Source organism: Lysobacter sp. CCNWLW3, assembly GCF_036697405.1.
Lineage (GTDB): Bacteria > Pseudomonadota > Gammaproteobacteria > Xanthomonadales > Xanthomonadaceae > Lysobacter.
The window spans coordinates 76134-95784 of sequence record NZ_JBAHWA010000006.1; the positions used below are offsets into that span (position 1 = coordinate 76134).

At 71.9% G+C, this 19651-nt stretch carries 13 protein-coding genes; 7 read left to right on the plus strand and 6 right to left on the minus strand.

The annotated features are described in order from the left end of the window. Positions 1-73 precede the first annotated feature (73 nt). The 5 genes from V1318_RS12020 to V1318_RS12040 form a co-directional block, all read right to left on the minus strand. Positions 74-361: an STAS domain-containing protein gene (locus V1318_RS12020; RefSeq protein WP_332939913.1), complete on the minus strand. Its 288-nt coding sequence runs from the start codon at positions 359-361 to the stop codon at positions 74-76. A 2-nt stretch (positions 362-363) separates the two neighbouring features. Beyond that, positions 364-1020 carry an ABC transporter substrate-binding protein gene (locus tag V1318_RS12025; RefSeq protein ID WP_332939915.1) on the minus strand — a complete coding sequence of 219 codons (657 nt, stop codon included), beginning with the start codon at positions 1018-1020 and terminating at the stop codon, positions 364-366. Next, positions 1017-1580 carry an outer membrane lipid asymmetry maintenance protein MlaD gene (gene mlaD / locus V1318_RS12030; RefSeq protein WP_332939916.1) on the minus strand — a complete coding sequence of 188 codons (564 nt, stop codon included), beginning with the start codon at positions 1578-1580 and terminating at the stop codon, positions 1017-1019. Before mlaD ends, V1318_RS12025 begins: the two co-directional genes overlap by 4 nt. Before the next feature lie 97 nt (positions 1581-1677). Then, positions 1678-2427, minus strand: a complete 750-nt coding sequence (locus V1318_RS12035; protein WP_332939917.1) for an MlaE family lipid ABC transporter permease subunit — start codon at positions 2425-2427, stop codon at positions 1678-1680. After that, positions 2427-3215, minus strand: coding sequence for an ATP-binding cassette domain-containing protein (locus V1318_RS12040; RefSeq protein ID WP_332939918.1), 789 nt, complete (start codon positions 3213-3215; stop codon positions 2427-2429). Before V1318_RS12040 ends, V1318_RS12035 begins: the two co-directional genes overlap by 1 nt. Before the next feature lie 296 nt (positions 3216-3511). On the opposite strand from V1318_RS12040, the gene recC reads away from it, so the two are divergent. From recC to recD, 3 genes are read left to right on the plus strand one after another with little or no spacing between them, the layout of a single operon-like run. Then, entirely contained in the window at positions 3512-6847 is a 3336-nt protein-coding gene (gene recC, locus V1318_RS12045; protein WP_332939919.1) for an exodeoxyribonuclease V subunit gamma, read from the plus strand. Then, complete coding sequence (locus V1318_RS12050) at positions 6844-10500, plus strand: exodeoxyribonuclease V subunit beta (RefSeq protein ID WP_332939920.1); 3657 nt, start codon at positions 6844-6846, stop codon at positions 10498-10500. Before recC ends, V1318_RS12050 begins: the two co-directional genes overlap by 4 nt. Further along, a complete protein-coding gene (recD, locus tag V1318_RS12055) occupies positions 10497-12326 on the plus strand; it encodes an exodeoxyribonuclease V subunit alpha (RefSeq protein ID WP_332939921.1) in 1830 nt (609 codons plus the stop codon). The genes V1318_RS12050 and recD overlap by 4 nt, the downstream gene beginning before the upstream one ends. 205 nt (positions 12327-12531) lie before the next feature. Here the strand turns inward: recD and V1318_RS12060 are convergent, their stop codons facing one another. Continuing rightward, on the minus strand, positions 12532-13617 hold the full coding sequence (locus tag V1318_RS12060) for a LysR family transcriptional regulator (RefSeq protein WP_332939922.1): 1086 nt from the start codon (positions 13615-13617) through the stop codon (positions 12532-12534). A 169-nt stretch (positions 13618-13786) separates the two neighbouring features. Between V1318_RS12060 and V1318_RS12065 the strand changes: the two genes are divergently transcribed. The 4 genes from V1318_RS12065 to V1318_RS12080 all read left to right on the plus strand — a co-directional run bounded on the left by V1318_RS12065 (position 13787) and on the right by V1318_RS12080 (position 19559). Then, on the plus strand, positions 13787-14056 hold the full coding sequence (locus tag V1318_RS12065) for a DUF2798 domain-containing protein (protein WP_332939923.1): 270 nt from the start codon (positions 13787-13789) through the stop codon (positions 14054-14056). Continuing rightward, on the plus strand, positions 14053-14994 hold the full coding sequence (locus V1318_RS12070; protein WP_332939924.1) for an SDR family oxidoreductase: 942 nt from the start codon (positions 14053-14055) through the stop codon (positions 14992-14994). Before V1318_RS12065 ends, V1318_RS12070 begins: the two co-directional genes overlap by 4 nt. Then, complete coding sequence (locus V1318_RS12075) at positions 14991-16217, plus strand: efflux RND transporter periplasmic adaptor subunit (protein WP_332939925.1); 1227 nt, start codon at positions 14991-14993, stop codon at positions 16215-16217. The genes V1318_RS12070 and V1318_RS12075 overlap by 4 nt, the downstream gene beginning before the upstream one ends. Before the next feature lie 174 nt (positions 16218-16391). Further along, positions 16392-19559, plus strand: a complete 3168-nt coding sequence (locus V1318_RS12080; protein ID WP_332939926.1) for a multidrug efflux RND transporter permease subunit — start codon at positions 16392-16394, stop codon at positions 19557-19559. Positions 19560-19651: the final 92 nt, after the last annotated feature.

A 19651-nucleotide genomic window follows, 5' to 3' on the forward strand; every position in this document is an offset into this window, starting at 1 on the left:
GTCGCAGTCTATTCGCTAAGGGCGGCCCGGCCACGTCCCAGGGGCGATGGCGACCGCAACGGTGTGTTCGGGATCAGCTGGAAAAGCCCAGTCCCTCGTCGAGTCGGTAGGCGGCGCGCAGCTCGGTCAAACCCGGCGGCGTGCCGATCACGCTCAGGCCCGGCACGCGTGCGGCGAGTTCGGCCAACAGCGCCAGGCCGGCGCTGTCGACCTCGCTCACCGCGCCCAGGTCCAGGCGGCGCAGCGATTGATCCTTGAGCAGCGGCTGGGCCTGCCGCCACAACGCGGCCACCGCCGTGCGTACGAGCGCGCCGGCGAACACCAGCGCCTCGCCTTCGCGTCGGACCGTGGCCGCGCTCATGCTCAGTTGCCCTGGGCCTGGGCCTGCAGACGGCCGGCCTGGATGTCGGCGGCGACCTGCGGGATGGTCTTCTGCTTGAGCGGGGTGTCGAACTGGTTGCGGAAGGTCTGCACGAAGCTCACGCCTTCCACCATCACGTCGAACACCTTCCAGTTGCTGCCGACCTTGCGCATCAGGTAGTCCACCGGCACCGGCTCGCCGCCCTGGCGCAGGTATTCGCTGGACACCTTGACGATGGCGCCGCCGCGCAGCGGGGTCTCGGACTTGATCCGCACCTGCAGCTTGGCGTTGAAGTCCAGCAGCGAGGAGCCGTAGCGCTGCATCAGGCTGGTGCTGAGCGCGTCGGCGAACAGCTTGACGTCGCCATCGGAGGCGCCGCGGCCGTGCGCGCCCAGGACCAGGCGCGCCGCGTAGTCGCGGTCGAACATCTGGTTGAACTCGGTGGCGATGAACTTGCTCAGCGCGGCGCGGTTCTTGGTGAACTCGGCGCGGCGCGCTTCCAGCGTGCTCAGGATGCGGGTGCTGTTGCTCAGCACCATCTGGCTGGGCGATCCGGCCGGCGCGGTCGAGGCCGGTTGCGCGGACTGCGCGAACACGACCGCCGGCGCGGCAGCGAGCAGCGCCGAGGCGATTACGAGGGAGATGAGGTTGCGCTTCATGGCTTGCTCTCGTCGTGGGTGGGGGCGGCGTCGCCTTGCAGGTACGCCGGAACGTCTTCGGTGGCGGGCGCCGCGGCGTCCTTCTTGTCGCCGCCCTGGGCGCCGCCGCCGCTGAACATGTATTTGCCGACCAACTGGATCAGGTCGACTGCGGGCTGGGTCAGGAAGATCTCGTCGCCGGGCTTGAGCGGCTCCGGATCGCCGCCCGGGGTCAGGCCGATATAGCTCTCGCCCAGCAGGCCGCTGGTGAAGATGCCGGCGGAGGTGTCGGCGGGCAGGCCCTTGTAGCGGCTGTTGATCGCCAGGGTGACCTTGGACTCGAAGGTCTTGGGGTCCAGCTCGATATGGGCGACCTGGCCGACCGCGACGCCGCCGATCTTGACCGGGGCGTTCGGGCGCAGCGCGCCGATGGTGGTGAAGCGGGCCTTGAGCGCGTAGCTGTCGCCGCCGAAGCCCCACTTGCCGTTGGTGGAGGCGATCGCCAGCACCAGCAGCGAGGCCAGGGCGAGCAATAGGAACGCGCCGACGGCGAATTCGATGCGGGGACTGCGGACGGACATGAGGTGGGTCTCCAAGTACCGATCGTTAACCGCCAAAGGAGCGGGTGTTGCATTGGAAAGTCCGCACAAGGACGTGCGGGTTCTTGGAAGGGATTCGCTACTGGAACAACAATGCGGACATGACGAAGTTGAACATCAGCACCAGCAGGGACGCGTTGACCACCGCCTTGGTGGTGGCGACCGAGGTGCCCTCGATGGTCGGTTCGGCGTGGTAGCCGACGTAGGCCGCGACCAGCGCCGAGGTGGCGCCGAACACCCCGGACTTCAACAAGGCCACGCAGAAGTCGTCGACGAAATCGACGTTGTCCTTCAGTGCCGGCCAGAAGTAACCCGGGTCCAGGCCGATCACGTGCACGGCCTCGAGGTAGCTGGCGGCGATCGCGAAGCTGCAGAAGAAACCGGTCAGCAGCGGCACGCTCAGCACCGCGGCCCAGAAGCGCGGCGCGACCGCCTTGCCGACCGGATCGATCGCCATCAGGCCCAGGGCGGTGATTTGGTCGGTGGCGCGCATCAGGCCCAGTTCGGCCGCGATCGAGCTGCCGGCGCGGCCGATGAACAGCAGCGCGGTCAGGACCGGGCCGAGTTCGCGGTACAGCGACAGCCCCAGCAGGGTGCTCAGCGAGTTGCTGGCGCCGAAGGTGGCGAGCGTGCGGTAACCCTGCAGAGTCAGCACCAGGCCCACGAACGCGCCGCCAACGGCGATGATCGGCAGCGAACGTGCGCCTATCTTGTAAATCTCGCGGACCAGCTCGCGGAAGAAGTCCGGTGTCGGCTTGGACGCGCGGAACACCGACAGGGTGAACAGGCCGGCGCGGCCGAGCTGGCGGGTGGCTTCGACGAAGGCCATCAGGCGGCCTCCGCCGTGCGCGGCGCGGCGTCGAAGGCGATCGGGCCGTCGGGTTGGCCGCGCAGGAACTGCTGCACCAGCGGGTCGGTGCTGGCTTCCAGCTGCGCCGGGGTACCGGAGAAGACGATGCCGCCGTTGGCGATCACGATGGCGTGGTCGGCCACCGGCAGGGTTTCGTGGACGTGGTGGGTCACGATGATGCTGGTCAGGCCGAGGGTGTCGTTGAGACGGCGGACCAGGCTCATGACCACGCCCGAGGCGATCGGGTCCAGGCCGGTCAGCGGTTCGTCGTAGATCATCAGCGGCGGGTCCAGCGCCAGCGCGCGCGCCAGCGCGACCCGGCGCGCCATGCCGCCGGAGAGTTCGCGCGGGTAAGCGTCGGCGGCCGCGCGCAGGCCGACCGCGTTGAGCTTCATCAGCACCACACGGCGGATCAGCGCGTCGGGCAGATCGGTGTGGGTGCGCAGCGGCAGCGCCACGTTCTCGGCCGCGGTCAGGTCGGTAAGCAGGCCGTTGCCCTGCAGCAGCACGCCCAGACCCTTGCGCAGTTCCAGCAGCGCGCGCGAACGCCGCGGCACGTCCTGGCCCAGCACTTCGACCCGGCCCGCGGCGGGCGCGAGTTCGCCGGTCAGCGCCGACAGCAGGGTCGACTTGCCGCTGCCGGAGGGGCCCAGCACGGCGACGATGCTGCCGCGCGGCACCGACAGGTTGATGTCGCGCAGCACGGCGCGGCCGCCGCGATCCAGTCGCAGGTCGGTCAGGCGGACGATGGGCGTTTCGGTCGTCATGCTGGGGGGCGTCATCCGGAGAGGTGCGGCCGCGCGCGGCCCACGCGGGGTCGCAAGTTTCGGCAGCTTGGCGGGCTGAGGCTGAACGGGGATGCAGCGCGGTCATTGTCGCAGGTTCGGCGGCGACGCTACGCGCGCGCAGGTCGCCGTCTTGTCGGCGCATGCTGAAGGGCCTGGATTAAGAAGCCTTTAAGGCAGCGATGTGCTCGTAGTGCGCCGCCGACGGCCCACCCGGGCACGCCGCGCCGCCGCGCGGGATCGCCACGCGCGCGACCGCGCTGCGGCAAGATGTCGCGATGCCCGGCCGTCCCGACTTCCGCCTCTACCACTCCAATGCGCTGGACGTGCTGGCCGGATTGCTGGCGCAGGAACTGCGCACGCCCGCGCCCGGACAGTCGGCGCTGGCGCCGGAGGTGGTGCTGATCCCGCAGGTGGCGATGCGGCGCTGGCTGCAGGCGACCCTGGCCCAGGCCTACGGCATCGCGGCCAACCTGGAGTTCCTGACCCCGGGCGAGTTCGTGCAGCGCGCGCTGGACGCCAACGTGCCCGGGGTCGAGGACGACATCGGCGCCGAGGCGCTGCGCTGGCGGCTCTATAAGGAGCTCTCGCAGCCGGCCGCGCTGCGCGAGCCGGCCCTGGCCGAGCTGCGCGGCTACCTGTCCGGCGCCGATCCGCTCAAGCCCTGGTCGTTGGCCGGCGAATTGGCGGGCCTGTTCGAGAAGTACCAGGCCTGGCGCCGCGACTGGCTGCGCGCCTGGGACCAGGGCCAGGACCGCGACGACGCCCAGGCCGCGCTGTGGCGCCGGGTCGCCGGCGCCAGCCGCTACCGCGCGCGCCGCATCGCCGACTACCTGGACCGCCACGGCGGCGGCGACACGCCGGTGCCGGCCGGGCTGCCGCCGCGCCTGTTCGCCTTCGCCACCCTCAACGTCTCGCCCGACGTGCTGCGGGTGATCGCGACCCAGGCCCGCGCCGGCGTGCTGCACTTCTATCTGCCCACGCCCAGCCGCAAGTACTGGGGCGATCTGAGCAGCTACGGCGAGCGCCTGCGCCTGCTCGAGACCGACGCGCTGGCGCCGGACCAGGACGAGAATCCGCTGCTGCAGGCCTGGGGCGCGGCCGGTCGCGACTTCATGGCGGTGCTGGGCGGTTACGAAGTGGTGCACCCCTCCGGCGAGATCGCCGCCTACGCCGATCCCGAACTCGACCCGGCCGACGAGCCCGCGCGCGACAGCCTGCTGCGGCGCCTGCAGCGCGACCTGCTGCACCGGCGCGCGCCGGCGGTGCCGGCCTGGCGACCGGCGCTGGACCGCACCGATCCCAGCCTGCAGGTGCACGCCTGCCACACCCGCCTGCGCGAAGTGCAGGTGCTGCACGACCAACTGCGCGGCCTGCTCGAAGACCCGCGCTTCGATCCGCCGCTGCAGCCGCGCGAGATCGCGGTGCTGGCGCCCGACATCGATCCCTACGCGCCGCACATCGCCGCGGTGTTCGGCGGCCTGGCCGGGCGCCCGGGTTTCATTCCCTATGCCCTGGCCGACGTCAGCCCGCTCGCCGCCGAGCCGCTGGCCGACGTGTTCCTGCGCCTGCTCGCGTTGCCGGTGTCGCGTTTCGGCCTCAGCGAGATCCTCGACCTGCTGGCCGCGCCGGCGATCGCCGATGCCGCCGGCCTGGACGCGCCGGCGCTGGAGCGTCTGCACACCTGGCTGCACGAGGCCGGCGCGCGCTGGGGCATCGACGAGGCCCACCGCGCGCGCCACGACGCCCCGGCCGACGACGCCTACACCTGGCGTTTCGCGCTGGACCGCCTGCTGATCGGGCACGCCAGCGGCGGCGACGAGGACATCGCCGGCGTCGCGCCTTACACCGAGCTGGAAGGCAGCGCGCTGGACGCCCTGGACGCGTTGATCCGCCTGCTGCGTGTGCTGGCGCGCAACGAACGCGCGCTGGGCGCGGCGATGCCGCCCGCGCAGTGGCGCGATCGCTTGCTCGGCCTGCTGCAGGCGCTGCTGCCGCGGCGCCCGCACGACGCCGGCGATCAGCGCACCCTGGAGCGCCTGCGCCTGCTGGTGGAAGGCTTCGCGCGCGAGGCCGAACGCGCCGGCTTCGAGGCGCCGGTGCCGGCCGAGGTGGTGCGCGCGCATTTCCGCGCCGCCCTCGGCGAGGCCGACACGCGCGCGCCGCTGCTCACCGGCGGGGTCAGCTTCGGCCGCATGGTGCCGATGCGGCTGATCCCGTTCCGGGCGATCTGCCTGCTGGGCATGAACGACGGCGACTACCCGCGCCGCGATCCGGTCGGCGGCCTCAACCGTCTGGCCGCCGAGCTGGGCAGCGCCGCGCGCCGCCACGGCGACCGCTCCCTGCGCGAGGACGATCGTTTCCTGTTCCTGCAGTTGTTCGTGGCCGCCTCCGAGGTGCTGTACCTGAGCTACCTCGGCGCCGACCCGCGCGACGGCAGCCTGCGCGAACCCTCGCCGCTGGTGTCGGAGCTGCTGGACGTGGCCGCGCGCTACCACCAGGCGCCCGATGCCGCGCGCGCGGCGCTGACCGTGCGCGAACCGCTGCAGCCGTTCTCGCCGGCCGCATTCGGCGCCGGCGACGGCGCCGACCCCGCACCGGAGCCGCGCCGCTACAGCTACCGCGGCGAATGGCAGGCGGCCGCGCAGGCGGGCGGCGAGGCGCGCGCCGAACCGGCGCCCTGGATCGACGGCCCGCTGGCGGCCGTGGACGCGGCCGCGCCGCGCATCGCGCTGGCCGATCTGCGCGCGTTCCTGCGCGATCCGCCGGGCGCCTTCCTGCGCCAGCGTCTGAACCTGCGCCTGCCCGACGCCGGCGCGGCGATGGACGATGTCGAACCGCTGCTGCTGCCCGGCCGCGGCCTGCAGCGCCAGCAGTTGCAGCAGGCGGTGTACGAGGCCCTGCTGGCCGGCCGCGGCGAGACGCTGCAGGCGCAGCTGCGCGCGCGCGCGCTGCTGCCGTCCGGGCCGTTGGGGCGGCGCCAGCTCGACAGCCTGCTCGCGGAAGTGCGGCCGTACGCGGACGCGTTCGCGCATTGGCGCCAGCAGCAGGCGCCGCAATCGCAGCGTTTCGAACTCGAGCTCGAGGCCGGCCGCCTGCACGGCCGCGTCGACGATCTCTACGCCGCCGGCCTGGCCCGGCTGCGCTTCGGCAAGCTGCACGGCCCGGCCCAGATCGCCCACGGCCTGGACTGGCTGGTGCTGTCGGCGCTGGGCGATCCGCGCCCGCTGGCGCAGTTCGCCGAGGCCGCCGGCGGGGTCGGCCCGATGCTGCGCGCGGCCGCCGATCCGGCGCAGGCGCGCACCGCCCTGGACGCCCTGCTGCGCTTGCGCCTGCACGGCCTGCGCGAACCCCTGCCGTTCCTGCCGCGCGCGGGCTGGCTGTGGTACGCGGCGCAGGCCGAAGGCCGCGATGCCTGGCCGCAGGCCGCGTTGCAATGGCACGGCGGCAGCCACAGCTGGAGCGAGGCCGAGGCCAGCGGCGCGCGCCTGGCCCTGCGCGGCCGCGATCCGTTCGCCGGCGCCGGCGAGGCCGAGCTGGCCGAGGAGTTCCGCGCGATCGCGCGACTGGTGTTCGACGCCGTCGTGCACGCCCGCAGCGAGGACGCGCGATGAGCGGGCACACCGGCGATCTGTTCGACGACCTGCCGGCACCCGGACCCGTATCCGTGCCCGTACCGGACGACGCCTACCTGCGCCTGCCGCTGCACGGCCTGCAGCTGATCGAGGCCAGCGCCGGCACCGGCAAGACCTACACCCTGGCCACCCTGGTCACGCGCCTGGTGATCGAACGCGGCCTGCGCGTCGGCCAGATCCTGGCGGTGACCTTCACCGATGCGGCCACCCAGGAGCTGCGCGAGCGCCTGCGCAAGCGCCTGCTGCTGGCCGCGCGCATCGCCGCCGAAGACCCGGCCCTGCCCGCGAGCGAGGACGACGGCGAGCGCGCGGTCACGCGCGCGCTGATCGCCGCGCGCGCGCGCGAAGAGGCGCCCGCGGCCCTGCGCGCGCGCCTGCGCCGCGCCGCCGGCGAGATCGACCTGGCCGCGGTGGTGACCATCCACGGCTTCTGCGCGCGCGTGCTCAGCGAGCATGCGCTGGAAACCGGGCAGGCCTTCCTCGCCCCGGAGATGATCGGCAGCGACCGCGAACTGCGCGAGGAGGTCGCGGTGGACTTGTGGCGCTCGCTGGGCACCGACGCGGTCGCCGCCGAACTGCTGCAGGCGCGCTGGCCGGCCGGGCCGCCGGCGCTGGCCGCCGACCTGGGCCCGCTGCTGCGCGCCACGCGCCTCAAGCCGGCCTTGCCCGCGCCCACGCCCGATCCGCTGCCGCTGCTGCAGACGCGCGCGGCCGCGCTGCGCGACAGCTACCGGCAGCACGGCGCCCAGGCCTTCGCCGATCTGCAGGCGGCGATGGCGGCCAAGGTGCTCAACGGCCAGACCTGGCGCGCCGAACTGCCCGGCGCCCTGCGCGAGGCGCTGACGCGCTGGTGCGCGCACGGCGAGGCCGGCGCGCGCATCGAGGCGCGCATCGACCGCATGACCCCGGCCGCGCTCGCCGACCGCACCAACAAGGGCAAGCAGGCGCAGACCCCGGCCTCGCCGCTGTTCGTCGCCATCGCCGACTACCTCGAGGCCGTCGCCGCGCGCGCGCAATGGCTGGACGCGCAGGGCCTGGCCCTGGTCCACCGCATACGCGACGAGGCCGCCGCGCGCCTGGCCGAGCTCAAGCGCGTGCGCCGCGTGCAGACCTACGACGATCTGATCGACGGCGTCGCCCAGGCCTTGAGCGGCCCGCATGCCGACGCCCTGGTCGCGCGCCTGCGCGCACAGTACGCGGTCGCCCTGGTCGACGAGTTCCAGGACACCGACGCGCGCCAATGGGCGATCTTCGAACGCGTGTTCGGGCCCGGCGGGCAAGAGGGCGGCAGCCTGTTCGTGATCGGCGACCCCAAGCAGGCGATCTACGGCTTCCGCGGCGGCGACGTCCACACCTATCTGGCCGCCGCCGCCCAGGCCGAGCTGGCGCCGCCGCTGCTGCGCAACTTCCGCTCGCGGCCCTCGCTGCTGCGCGCGATCCAAGCCCTGTACGCGCGCGCCGGCGCCGCCGCCTTCGTCGACGCGCGCATCCGTTTCCTCGCCGTCGAGCCCGGCGGCAGCGTGTCCGACGACGCCCTGCAGCGCCACGGCCGGCGCGCGCCGGCGCTGACCCTGCGCCGCCTGCCCGCGCCCGACGACGGCCGCAAGAACGCCGTGTGGAACGCGCCGGAATCGCGCGAACTGGCCACCCGTGCCTGCGTGGCCGCGATCCACACCTGGCTCGCCGACGCGCGCGCCGGCCGGGCCCGCCTCGACGGCCGCGCGCTGCAACCGGCCGACATCGCGGTGCTGGTGCGCAGCCACGACGAAGCCGCGCGCGTGCAGCGCGCCCTGGTCGCCGCCGGCATCCCCGCGGTCGCGGCCGGGCGCCAGAGCGTGTTCGCGACCGAGCAGGCGCTGGAACTGCTGGCCCTGTTCGAGGCCCTGCTGCAGCCCGGCGATCACGGCCGCCTGCGCGGCGCCCTGGCCAGCGTGTTCCTGGGCCTGGACGCGCAGGCGATCGCGCGCATGGACGCCGACGACGCCTGGCAGCGCGACTGGCAGCTGCGCGCGCTGGAATGGCGCGAGCGCTGGCAGCGCCACGGCCCGCTGGCCCTGGTCGCCGACCTGTGCGCGCAGCAGGCGCCGCGCCTGCTGGCGCTGGGCGACGGCGAGCGCCGCCTGACCAACCTGCTGCAACTGGGCGAAGCCCTACAGGAGGCCGACGCCCAGGCGCTGGGCCTGCACGGCCTGGTCGATTGGCTGCGCCTGCGCATCGCCGAGGCCGACGACAACGACGAACAACAGCAGCTGCGCCTGGAATCGGACGCGCGCCGCGTGCAGATCCTGACCCTGCACAAGAGCAAGGGCCTGGAGTTCGGCCTGGTGTTCCTGCCGTTCGCGGCGATCGGTCGCGAGCCGCGCGGCGGGCGCCATTGCGAGTATCCCGACGACGAAGGCCGCGTCCTGCAGCTGGAGGGCGAGCACGACGACGCCCGCACGCCGGTCTGGAGCGAGGCGCGCGCGCGCGCCCTGCGCGAGGCCGAAGCCGAGGACGCGCGCCTGCTCTACGTCGGCCTGACCCGCGCCCGCCACGCGCTGTGGCTGGCGACCGGCCCGCTGTACCTGGGCGCGGCCACGCCGCTGGCGCCGATGCTGGACGCGCCGGAGGCCCTGGACAGCGGCGATGCCGGCGATATCGAACTCGACGAAGGCGCACTGGAAGCGCGTCCCGCGCCGCTGCGCCCCGAAGACCCGGGCGCGGTGCCGCCCGCGCGCAGCCTGCGCCGCGGCCTGGCGCGCGACTGGTGGGTGCACAGCTTCACCCAGCTCACCCGCGAAGACGGCGGCCAGCGCATCGCCGACGAACACGGCGCGCAGGACGAACCCGAACCGCTGGCGCTGCCCGCGCCGCAGGACCTGCCGATCGACGTGATGGAGCTGCGCTTCTCCGGCAGCCGTTTCGGCAATGCCGTGCACACCGCGCTGGAGCGCTGCGACTTCGCCGCCTGGGGCGACTGGCGCCGCCTGGGCCTGGTGCCGGACGGGCAGGAAGCGCTGCTGCGCGCCGCCCTGCACGAACAGGGCTATACCGATGCCGACATCGAAGGCGGCGGTTTGGAGATCCTGGCGCGGCTGGTCGGCGCCACCCTCACCGCGACCCTGCCCGAAGGCACCCGCCTGGCCGATCTGGCGCCGGCCGCGCTGCGCGCCGAGATGGAATTCCATTTCGCCCTCAACGATGCCTCGACGTCGGCCCTGCTGGAGCTGCTGCACGCGCACGGTTGGCTGCGCGCGCGCCAGGCCTTCGGCCACCGGCGCCGCCTCGACGGCCTGATGACCGGCAAGATCGACCTGGTCTACCTGCACCAGGGGCGCTACTACCTGCTCGACTACAAGACCAACCGCCTGCCGTCCTACGACGCCGCCGCGATCGAGCGCGCGATGGACGACAGCGAGTACACCCTGCAAGCGCTGATCTACACCCTGGCCCTGCACCGCTGGCTGCGTTTCCGGCTCGGCGCCGACTACGACTACGCGCGCGATTTCGGCGGCACGCGCTATCTGTTCTGCCGCGGCCTGGATCCGATGCGTTCCGACGCCGAGAGCGCGGGCATCCACGCCGAAGTGCCGCCGCGCGCGCTGGTCGAGGCCCTGGACGCCCTGTTCGGCGGCGCCGGAGGGGCGCCATGAGCCTGCCCGACGCCCTGCTGCGGCGCGGCCTGGTGCGCAGCGTCGACCACGCGCTGGCGCAGTCGCTGCGCCGCCTGGATCCGGCCACGCCCGAGCTGGTGCAGGCCGGCGCCGCGCTGGCCGCGCGCGCGATCGCCGACGGCCATGCCGCCTTCGACGCCGCCCAGCCGGGCGAGGACATCGCCGATGCGGTGCTGGCCGAGCCCGCGCAGTGGCTGGCCGCCTTGCGGTCCTCGCGATGGGTCGCGCAGCCGCTCGACGACGGCGTCTCCGACCCGGGCGCGCCGCTGGTGCTGGAGCGCGGGCTGCTCTATCTGCGCCGCTACCGCGAGTACGAGCGCCGCCTGGCCGCGCGCCTGCGCGCGCTGGCCGCGCAGGCGCCGCCGCCGGCCGACACCGCCGCGCTCGCGCCCTTGTTCGCGGCGCTGTTCCCGCACGCGCGCGACGGCGACCGCCAGGCGCGCGCGGCCGCGCTGGCGCTGGCGCGCTCGCTGCTGCTGGTCACCGGCGGCCCCGGTACCGGCAAAACCACCACGGTCGCGCGCCTGTTGCTGTTGCTGATCGCGCAGGCGCAACGCGCGGGCGCGCCGCCGCCGCGGATCGCGCTGGCGGCGCCGACCGGCCGCGCCGCCGAGCGCATGGCCGAAAGCCTGCGCGCGGCCGCGGCCACGCTGCGCGCGCTGCCCGGCGTCGATCCGGCCTGGTGCGAGGCGCTGCCGATGGAGGCGCGCACCTTGCACCGCCTGCTCGGCAGCCTGCCCGACAGCCCGCGTTTCCGTCACGACGCGCGCGATCCGCTGGCCTACGACGCGGTCGTGATCGACGAGGCCTCGATGGTCGATCTGCCGTTGATGTGCAAGCTGGTCGAAGCCGTGCCCGACGGCGCGCGCCTGATCCTGCTCGGCGACCGTGACCAGCTGCCTTCGGTGGAGGCCGGCGACGTGCTGGCCGCGATCGTCGATGCGGCCGGCGAGGACGAGGCGCTGCCGGCGCCGATCGAGCTGGCGCTGCGGCCCCTGCTCGGCGCGGGCGCAATAGCCGATGTGGCCGCCGACGCGGTCGAGGCGCCCCTGGCCGGCCATCGCGTGCATCTGCTGCGCGGTTATCGCCAGGCCGACAGCCTGGACCTGGCGCCGCTGGCCGAAGCCGCCCGCGCCGGCGACGCCGACGCCGCGCTGGCCCTGCTGCGCGACGGCGGCTTGGGCGGCGTGAACTTCCACGAGGACGCGATCGATCCGCTGTCCGGCGCCGGACGCGAGCGCCTGCTCGGCGAATGGCGCGCCCTGGCCGCGGTCGGGGATCCCGCCCAGGCGCTGGCCCTGGCCGGGCGCGTGCGCCTGCTGACCGCGCTGCGCGACGGCCCGCAGGGCGCGGCGCCCTTGAACGCGCGCATCGAGGAGGCGCTGGCCGGCAGCCACCGTCCGGCCTATTTCCACGGCCGCCTGCTGCTGATCACCGAGAACAGCTACCGCCACGGCCTGTTCAACGGCGATATCGGCGTGTGCCTGCGGCCGGCGGACGGCGAGGGCAGCGTCGTGTGGTTCGCCGGCGGCAGCGAAGGCGTGCGCGGCTATTACCCGGCCGCCTTGCCCGCCCACGCGGGCGCGTTCGCGATGACCGTGCACAAGGCGCAGGGCTCGGAATTCGATCGGGTATGGCTGCAACTGCCGCGCGCGGACGCGCGCAGCCTGTCGCGCGAGCTGCTCTACACCGGCATGACCCGTGCGCGCCGCGAGCTGCATCTGTGCGCGAGCGAGGCGGTGCTGCGCGCGGCCTTGTCGCGGCATGCGATGCGGGTATCGGGCCTGGCGGCGCGGTTGCGTTAGGGCGTCGGGTGCGGCTTTGGGGTAGGAGCGGCGTCAGCCGCGACCGCGCCATCGCGAGCGCCGCGGCATTCGATCTCGTGCGTAGAGCCACGCGCGACTCGTAGGATGCGGTGATAACCGCACCGGCGCGGCCGGCCGGGTATGGCGATGGTGCGGTTCGCTACGCTCACCGCACCCTACGACCGTCGTCGCATTCGAAGCCGGCTTAGGCCAGCTCCGCATCCTCGCTGTCGTGCCGCGTATTGGCCACGATCGCGTCGACCTCGACTTCCGGCGAGACCTTGCCCGGGCGCTGCTTGGCGACCTTCGCCAGTTCGGCCGCGATCGCCGCCGAGGCGTCCTCGGAGGCCTTGCGGAAGCGCTGCCGGTCCGGGCACAGCACCTGCATGTAGTCGGCGTCGAAGTTCAGGCGTTCGACCAGGAAATCGACGAAGGCGCGCACCTTGGGCGACTGCACCTGGCCGCGCGGGAACACCGCGTTGAAGTCCATTTCCGGGCCGGTCCAGCCGGCCAGCACGCGCTGCACATAACCCTGCTCGGCGTAGGCCTTGACGGTGACGTCGCTGGCCAGCATCAGGCCCTCGCCGCACAGCAGCGCGCCCTTGAGCGCGCCCGGGTCGTTGGCCACCAGCACCGGGTCGACGCGGTAGTCGATGCTGCGGTCGCCGTCGCTGAGCGTCCACACATAGGCGCCGTTGCGCCGCGACTTCTGCATCGCCAGGGTGCGGTGGTGCTGCAGATCGTCCGGGTGCAGCGGCTCGCCGTGGCGGGCCAGGTAGTTCGGGCTGGCGTAGACCTGGGTGCGGAACACCGCCAGGCGGCGCGCGATCAGGTTGGAATCGGGCAGCTCGCCCACGCGCAGGGCGACGTCGATTTCCTTGTCGATGATGTCCAGCGGCTCGTTGGTCAGCAGCATCTCCAGCCGCACCTCGGGATGGCGGGCGTGGAACTCGCCCAGCAGCGGCGCGATCCAGGTGATGCCGACCGAGTAGGGCGCGGTGAAGCGCAACCAGCCGCGCGGGCCGCCCTGGAGCTGGCCGACCGCGCTTTCGGCCTCGTCCAGCTCGCGGGCGATGCGCTGGCAGTGTTCGAAATAGATGTTGCCGGCCTCGGTCAGGCCGAGCTTGCGGGTCGTGCGATGCAGCAGCTGCGCGCCCAGGCGCGTCTCCAGGTCCTGCACCTTGCGGCTGACCGTGGTCTTGGGTAGCCGCAGCGCGCGCGCCGCGGAAATGAAGCTGCCGTGCTCGACCACCTTGACGAAGATCAGGGTGTCGTTGAGATCGCGGGCCATGGGGGACTCCGGATATTGGGATGACGGGAGGGGCCGTCTCGGACCGGCTTGGGGAGCCGAGCGGGGCATTAGCCCGATGTCGGGACAATTATTCCCTGAATCAACGGCTAATCAAGTGCCTTTCGTGCGCCTAGTCTTTGCAGCACACCCGCAGCCCCCTCCCGCCGCCATGTTGACCGCCCGCCAAGCCCGCCTCGCCTTCCTGCCGCTGATGATGATAGCGATGTCAGCCTTGATCGTGCTGGCCGCCATCGTGTTCCGCCAAGGCCTGTCCGAAGGCGCGGAAGAGGCCTGGATGCTGGCCTGGGTACTGGCCTTCACGGTCGCCCTGCCGACCGCGATGCTGGTGCTGCCGGCGATCGGCGCCCTGCTGTCCCACCACACCCGCCGCGAAACCATCCCGCTGATGGGAGAAAAAATCCCGAGGGCGGGACAATGAAATCGCCTCTGGTGATCCTGGGCGCCACCGGCGGCGTCGGCCGCGGCGTGGTCCGGGCCGCGGTCAAGGCCGGCTGGCCGGTGATCGCGGTCGCCCGCGGCGGCCGCGAGCTCAAGCTGTTGCAGGCGGCCTACCCCGAGGCCGACCTGACCGTGCTCAGCGGCTCGGTCGCCAGCGACGCCGACGGCGCCAAGCTCGCGCGCGCCCTGCGCAAGCTCGGGCGCCCGCTGGCCGGCGTGGTCGCCGCGGTCTGCGGCAGCAACGAGCGCGGCCGCCTGCTCGATCACCCGGCCGCGTTCCTGCGCCGCAAGCTCGACGAGGACCTGCTGCCGCACCTGGCCGCCGCCCGCCACCTGCTGCCGCTGCTGGCCGAAGGCGACCGCGGCGGCAGCTACGTGCTGATCGGCGGCCCCGGCAGCGAACACCCCTGGGCCGGCTACGGCCATCGTTCGATCGGCGCCGCCGCCCTGCGCATGCTGGCGCGCGTGCTGCACGACGAAGCCCGCCAGATGTCGGTGCGCGTGCAGCTGCTCGCGGTCGACATGCCGGTGCGCACCGAACTCAACGACGGCCATGCTTGTCCGGAATGGCCCAGCGCCCTGTCGATCGGCCAGCGCGCGCTGGCCCTGATCGAACAGGCCGAACAGCGCAGCGAACCGCCGCGCGCTATCGTCACCTACGCACGCGCGCCCGGGCCGGGCACGCTGCCGCCCTATGCGGTCGACCTGTCGGACGACGTCGACCGCGAACCCGCACCGCCCGCGGCCCAGACCGCGCGCTTCCAGCCAGCCGCCGCTCCTCCCGCGACGCCAGCGACCGCCATGCAAGATCCGGATAGCTGCGCCGACTCCAAGGCGCAACGCTGTCTGCAGGATGCACGAGCGCTGCTGAAAGCGATCACCACTTCGAAAACCAACCAGGAACCCTCCCCGCAATGAGCCCTCGCAAAGTTCTCGCCCGCTCCGGCCGCGCCGGCCCCGGGCTCCCCGTACTCGCGCTGGCCGCGAGCGTCGTCATCGCGCTGGCGATGGCCGGCTGCGGCAGTCAGGCCGCCGAAGGCGAAGGCGGCGGCATGCCGCCTCCGGCCGAAGTCAGCGTCGCCCAGGTGCTGAGCAAGCAGGTCCGCCAGTGGGACGAATTCACCGGCCGCGTGGCGGCGGTGGAATCGGTCGATCTGCGTCCGCGCGTCAGCGGTTACGTCGAACGCGTCGCCTATAAGGAAGGGCAGGAGGTCAAGAAAGGCGACCTGCTGTTCGTGATCGACCAGCGCCGCTATCGCGCCGAGCTCAACCGCGCCCAGGCCCAGCTGGAACGCGCGCGCGCCGAAGCGCGCCTGGCCCAGACCCAGGACCAGCGCGCCCAGACCCTGGTCGAGGCCAAGGCGATCTCGCGCGAAGAGTTCGAGACCCGCCGCGCCGCGACCACCCAGGGCAACGCCGGCGTGCGCGCCGCCGAAGCCGCGGTGGCCTCGGCCCAGCTCGACCTGACCTTCACCGAAGTGCGTGCGCCGATCAGCGGCCGCGCCGGCCGCGCGCTGATCACCGTCGGCAACCTGGCCCAGGCCGATCAGACCCTGCTGACCACCCTGGTCTCGCAGGATCCGATGTACATCTACTTCGAAAGCGACGAGCAGACCTACCAGCGCTACAGCGACCTGGCCCGCAAGGGCGAGCGCGCCGAGAACAAGAACCCGGTCCGCGTCGGCCTGTCCGGCGAAGCCGGCTATCCGCACGAAGGCGCGGTCGACTTCACCGACAACCAGGTCGATCCGACCACCGGCACCATCCGCGCCCGCGCGGTGGTGGCCAATCCGGACCGGATGTTCACGCCCGGCATGTTCGCGCGCGTGCAACTGGAAGGCAGCGGCGACTTCAAGGCCATGCTGATCGACGACAAGGCCGTGCTCACCGACCAGGACCGCAAGTACGTCTACGTGCTCGGCGCCAAGAGCGAAGCGGTCCGCAAGGACGTGGTGCTCGGTCGCATGATCGACGGTCTGCGCGTGGTCCAGTCGGGCCTGGCGCCGACCGACAAGGTCATCGTGCACGGCGTGCAGAAGATCTTCTTCCCCGGCGCGCCGGTGGCCCCGAAGACCATCGTCATGGGCGCGCCCGCGCCGGTGCCGGGTCAGGCCGTCGCCAGCGCCGCCGGTTCCAAGTGAAGTCGCATCGCCCGAATGCGGACCGCTAGCCGACCACCCGAACCATAGGAACGACGCCGACGTCCCGCCCGCGCGGGCGTCGGCCGCGTTCCGGCCAGGTTTCCGCAATCAAGGCCGCCGCCACGGCGTCGGCTGGGGACTCATGCGGCTACACGCCGCACCAAGGAATCCGTTATGGACTTTTCCAAGTTTTTCATCGATCGGCCGATCTTCGCTGCCGTGCTGTCGATCGTGATCTTCGCCGCCGGCCTGATCGCGATACCGATCCTGCCGATCAGCGAATATCCCGAAGTGGTACCGCCGTCGGTGATGGTGCGCACGGTGTACCCGGGCGCCAACCCGAAGGTCATCGCCGAAACCGTCGCCACGCCCCTGGAAGAGGCGATCAACGGCGTCGAGGACATGATGTACATCAAGTCGGTCGCCGGTTCCGACGGCGTGCTGGCGATCACCGTGACCTTCCGTCCCGGCACCGATCCCGACGACGCCGCCGTGCGCGTGCAGAACCGGGTCAGCCAGGCGCTGGCGCGTTTGCCCGAGGACGTGCGCCGGCAAGGCGTGACGACCCAGAAGCAGGCGCCGGTGTTCCTGATGGTGGTGCACCTGACCTCGCCCAACGGCAAGTACGACACCCTGTACCTGCGCAACTACGCCCGTCTGCACGTCAAGGATTCGCTGGCGCGCCTGTCCGGCGTCGGCGACGCGCAGATCTTCGGCGGCGGCGACTACGCCATGCGCGTGTGGCTGGACCCGGACAAGATCGCCTCGCGCGGCCTGACCGCCAGCGACGTGCTGCGCGCCATGCGCGAGCAGAACGTGCAGGTCTCGGCCGGCCAGCTCGGCGCCGAGCCCATGCCCAACAGCGACTTCCTGACCCTGATCAACGCCAAGGGCCGCCTACAAAGCGAGGAAGAGTTCGGCAACATCGTGGTCAAGAGCGGCAGCGACGGCGAGATCGTGCGCCTGTCCGACGTCGCCCGCCTGGAGCTGGGCGCCGGCGACTACAGCCTGCGTTCGCAGCTGGACGGCAAGAACGCGGTCGGCATCGGTATCTTCCAGTCGCCGGGCGCCAACGCCCTGGAGATCCAGGAGCAGGTGATCGCCAACATGGATCGCCTGTCCAAGAGCTTCCCTGAAGGCATCAAGTACGAGGCGGTCTACGACACCACCATCTTCGTGCGCGACTCGATCAAGGCGGTGGTCACGACCCTGCTGGAAGCGATCGCGCTGGTGGTGCTGGTGGTGATCCTGTTCCTGCAGACCTGGCGCGCATCGATCATCCCGCTGCTGGCCGTTCCGGTCTCGGTGGTCGGCACCTTCGCCGCCCTGTACCTGCTCGGCTTCTCGATCAACACCCTGACCCTGTTCGGTCTGGTGCTGGCCATCGGCATCGTGGTCGACGACGCGATCGTGGTGGTGGAAAACGTCGAGCGCAACATCGAGGAAGGCCTGACCCCGCTGGCCGCGGCGCACCAGGCGATGAAGGAAGTGTCCGGCCCGATCGTCGCGATCGCGCTGGTGCTGTGCGCGGTGTTCGTGCCGATGGCGTTCCTGTCGGGCGTGACCGGTCAGTTCTACAAGCAGTTCGCGGTGACCATCGCCATCTCCACGGTGATCTCGGCGATCAACTCGCTGACCCTGTCGCCGGCCCTGGCCGCGCGCCTGCTGCGCCCGCACGGCGCCGAGAAGGATGCGCCCACGCGCTTGATCGACCGTCTGTTCGGCTGGATCTTCCGCCCGTTCAACCGCTTCTTCGCGTCGAGCTCGCAGAAGTACCAGGGCGCCGTCTCGCGTGCGCTGGGCAAGCGCGGCGCGGTGTTCGTGGTGTACGCGGTGCTGCTGCTCGCGACCGGCTTCATGTTCAAGATCGTGCCGGCCGGCTTCATCCCGCTGCAGGACAAGCTGTACCTGATCGCGGCGGTGAAGTTGCCGGAAGGCTCCTCGATCGCGCGCACCGACGCCCTGCTGAAGAAGGTCACCGACATCGCCGGCAAGATCGACGGCGTGCAGAACACCATGGCCTTCCCGGGCTTGAACGCGGTGCAGTTCACCAACACGCCCAACACCGGCGTGGCGTTCCTGCCGCTCAAGCCCTTCAGCGAGCGCAGTCGTAGCGCGGTGGAGATCACCGCCGAGCTCAACCAGAAGATCGGCGGCTTCCAGGAGGGCTTCACCTTCGCCCTGATGCCGCCGCCGATCCTCGGCCTGGGCAATGGTGCGGGCTACCAGATGTTCATCGAGGACCGCAGCAACCTGGGTTACGGCGCGCTGCAGAACGCGGTCAGCGCGTTCCAGGGCACGGTCATGCAGACCCCGGGCATGGGCTACGCCAACAGCACCTACCAGGCCAACGTGCCGCAGCTCGACGCCGAAGTCGACCGCGTCAAGGCCAAGGCGCAGGGCGTGCCGCTGACCGAGCTGTTCGACACCCTGCAGACCTACCTGGGTTCGGCCTACGTCAACGACTTCAACCAGTTCGGCCGCACCTGGCAGGTGATCGCCCAGGCCGACGGTTCGTTCCGCGACAGCGTCGAGGACATCGCCAACCTGCGTACCCGCAACGACCGCGGCGAGATGGTGCCGATCGGCTCGATGGTCAGCGTCAAGCAGACCTACGGTCCCGACCCGGTGCTGCGCTACAACGGCTACCCGGCCGCCGACATCGCCGGCGACGTCGATCCGCGCGTGATGTCCTCGGCCCAGGCCATGGACGTGGTCAAGGACGTGGCCGCCAAGGTGCTGCCGCACGGCATGGAAATCGAATGGACCGACCTGAGCTACCAGCAGGCCAGCCAGGGCAATGCCGCGCTGATCGTGTTCCCGCTGGCCATCCTGCTGGCGTTCCTGGTGCTGGCCGCGCTGTACGAAAGCTGGACCCTGCCGCTGGCGGTGATCCTGATCGTGCCGATGTGCATGCTGTCCGCGCTGCTCGGCGTGTGGTTGACCGGTGGCGACAACAACGTGTTCGTGCAGGTCGGCCTGGTCGTGCTGATGGGCCTGGCGTGCAAGAACGCGATCCTGATCGTCGAGTTCGCCCGCGAACTGGAACTGCAGGGCAAGGGCATCGTCGAAGCCGCGCTGGAAGCCTGCCGCCTGCGTCTGCGCCCGATCGTGATGACCTCGATCGCGTTCATCGCCGGCACCGTGCCGCTGGTGCTGTCGCATGGCGCCGGTGCGGAAATCCGCTCGGTCACCGGCATCACCGTGTTCGCCGGCATGCTGGGCGTGACCCTGTTCGGTCTGTTCCTGACCCCGGTGTTCTACGTCGCCCTGCGCAAGCTGGCCGGCAGCAAGCCGCTGATCGACCATTCGGCCGACCACGCCGCCTCCGCGCATGCCTGATCGGCGCACGCCCACGATGCAAGGTCTGGCGGTGGCTTCCTCCACCGCCGGGCCGTCGGACCGGATCCGGTCCGCCCCCCACGAATCAAGGA

Coding starts and splice junctions, on each gene's coding strand:
- V1318_RS12040 (WP_332939918.1), bottom strand. CDS start 3,215: ATGACGACCGAAACGCCCATCGTCCGCCTGACCGACCTGCGACTGGAT.
- mlaD (WP_332939916.1), bottom strand. CDS start 1,580: ATGTCCGTCCGCAGTCCCCGCATCGAATTCGCCGTCGGCGCGTTCCTA.
- recC (WP_332939919.1), top strand. CDS start 3,512: ATGCCCGGCCGTCCCGACTTCCGCCTCTACCACTCCAATGCGCTGGAC.
- V1318_RS12060 (WP_332939922.1), bottom strand. CDS start 13,617: ATGGCCCGCGATCTCAACGACACCCTGATCTTCGTCAAGGTGGTCGAG.
- V1318_RS12050 (WP_332939920.1), top strand. CDS start 6,844: ATGAGCGGGCACACCGGCGATCTGTTCGACGACCTGCCGGCACCCGGA.
- V1318_RS12020 (WP_332939913.1), bottom strand. CDS start 361: ATGAGCGCGGCCACGGTCCGACGCGAAGGCGAGGCGCTGGTGTTCGCC.
- recD (WP_332939921.1), top strand. CDS start 10,497: ATGAGCCTGCCCGACGCCCTGCTGCGGCGCGGCCTGGTGCGCAGCGTC.
- V1318_RS12025 (WP_332939915.1), bottom strand. CDS start 1,020: ATGAAGCGCAACCTCATCTCCCTCGTAATCGCCTCGGCGCTGCTCGCT.
- V1318_RS12065 (WP_332939923.1), top strand. CDS start 13,787: ATGTTGACCGCCCGCCAAGCCCGCCTCGCCTTCCTGCCGCTGATGATG.
- V1318_RS12070 (WP_332939924.1), top strand. CDS start 14,053: ATGAAATCGCCTCTGGTGATCCTGGGCGCCACCGGCGGCGTCGGCCGC.
- V1318_RS12080 (WP_332939926.1), top strand. CDS start 16,392: ATGGACTTTTCCAAGTTTTTCATCGATCGGCCGATCTTCGCTGCCGTG.
- V1318_RS12035 (WP_332939917.1), bottom strand. CDS start 2,427: ATGGCCTTCGTCGAAGCCACCCGCCAGCTCGGCCGCGCCGGCCTGTTC.
- V1318_RS12075 (WP_332939925.1), top strand. CDS start 14,991: ATGAGCCCTCGCAAAGTTCTCGCCCGCTCCGGCCGCGCCGGCCCCGGG.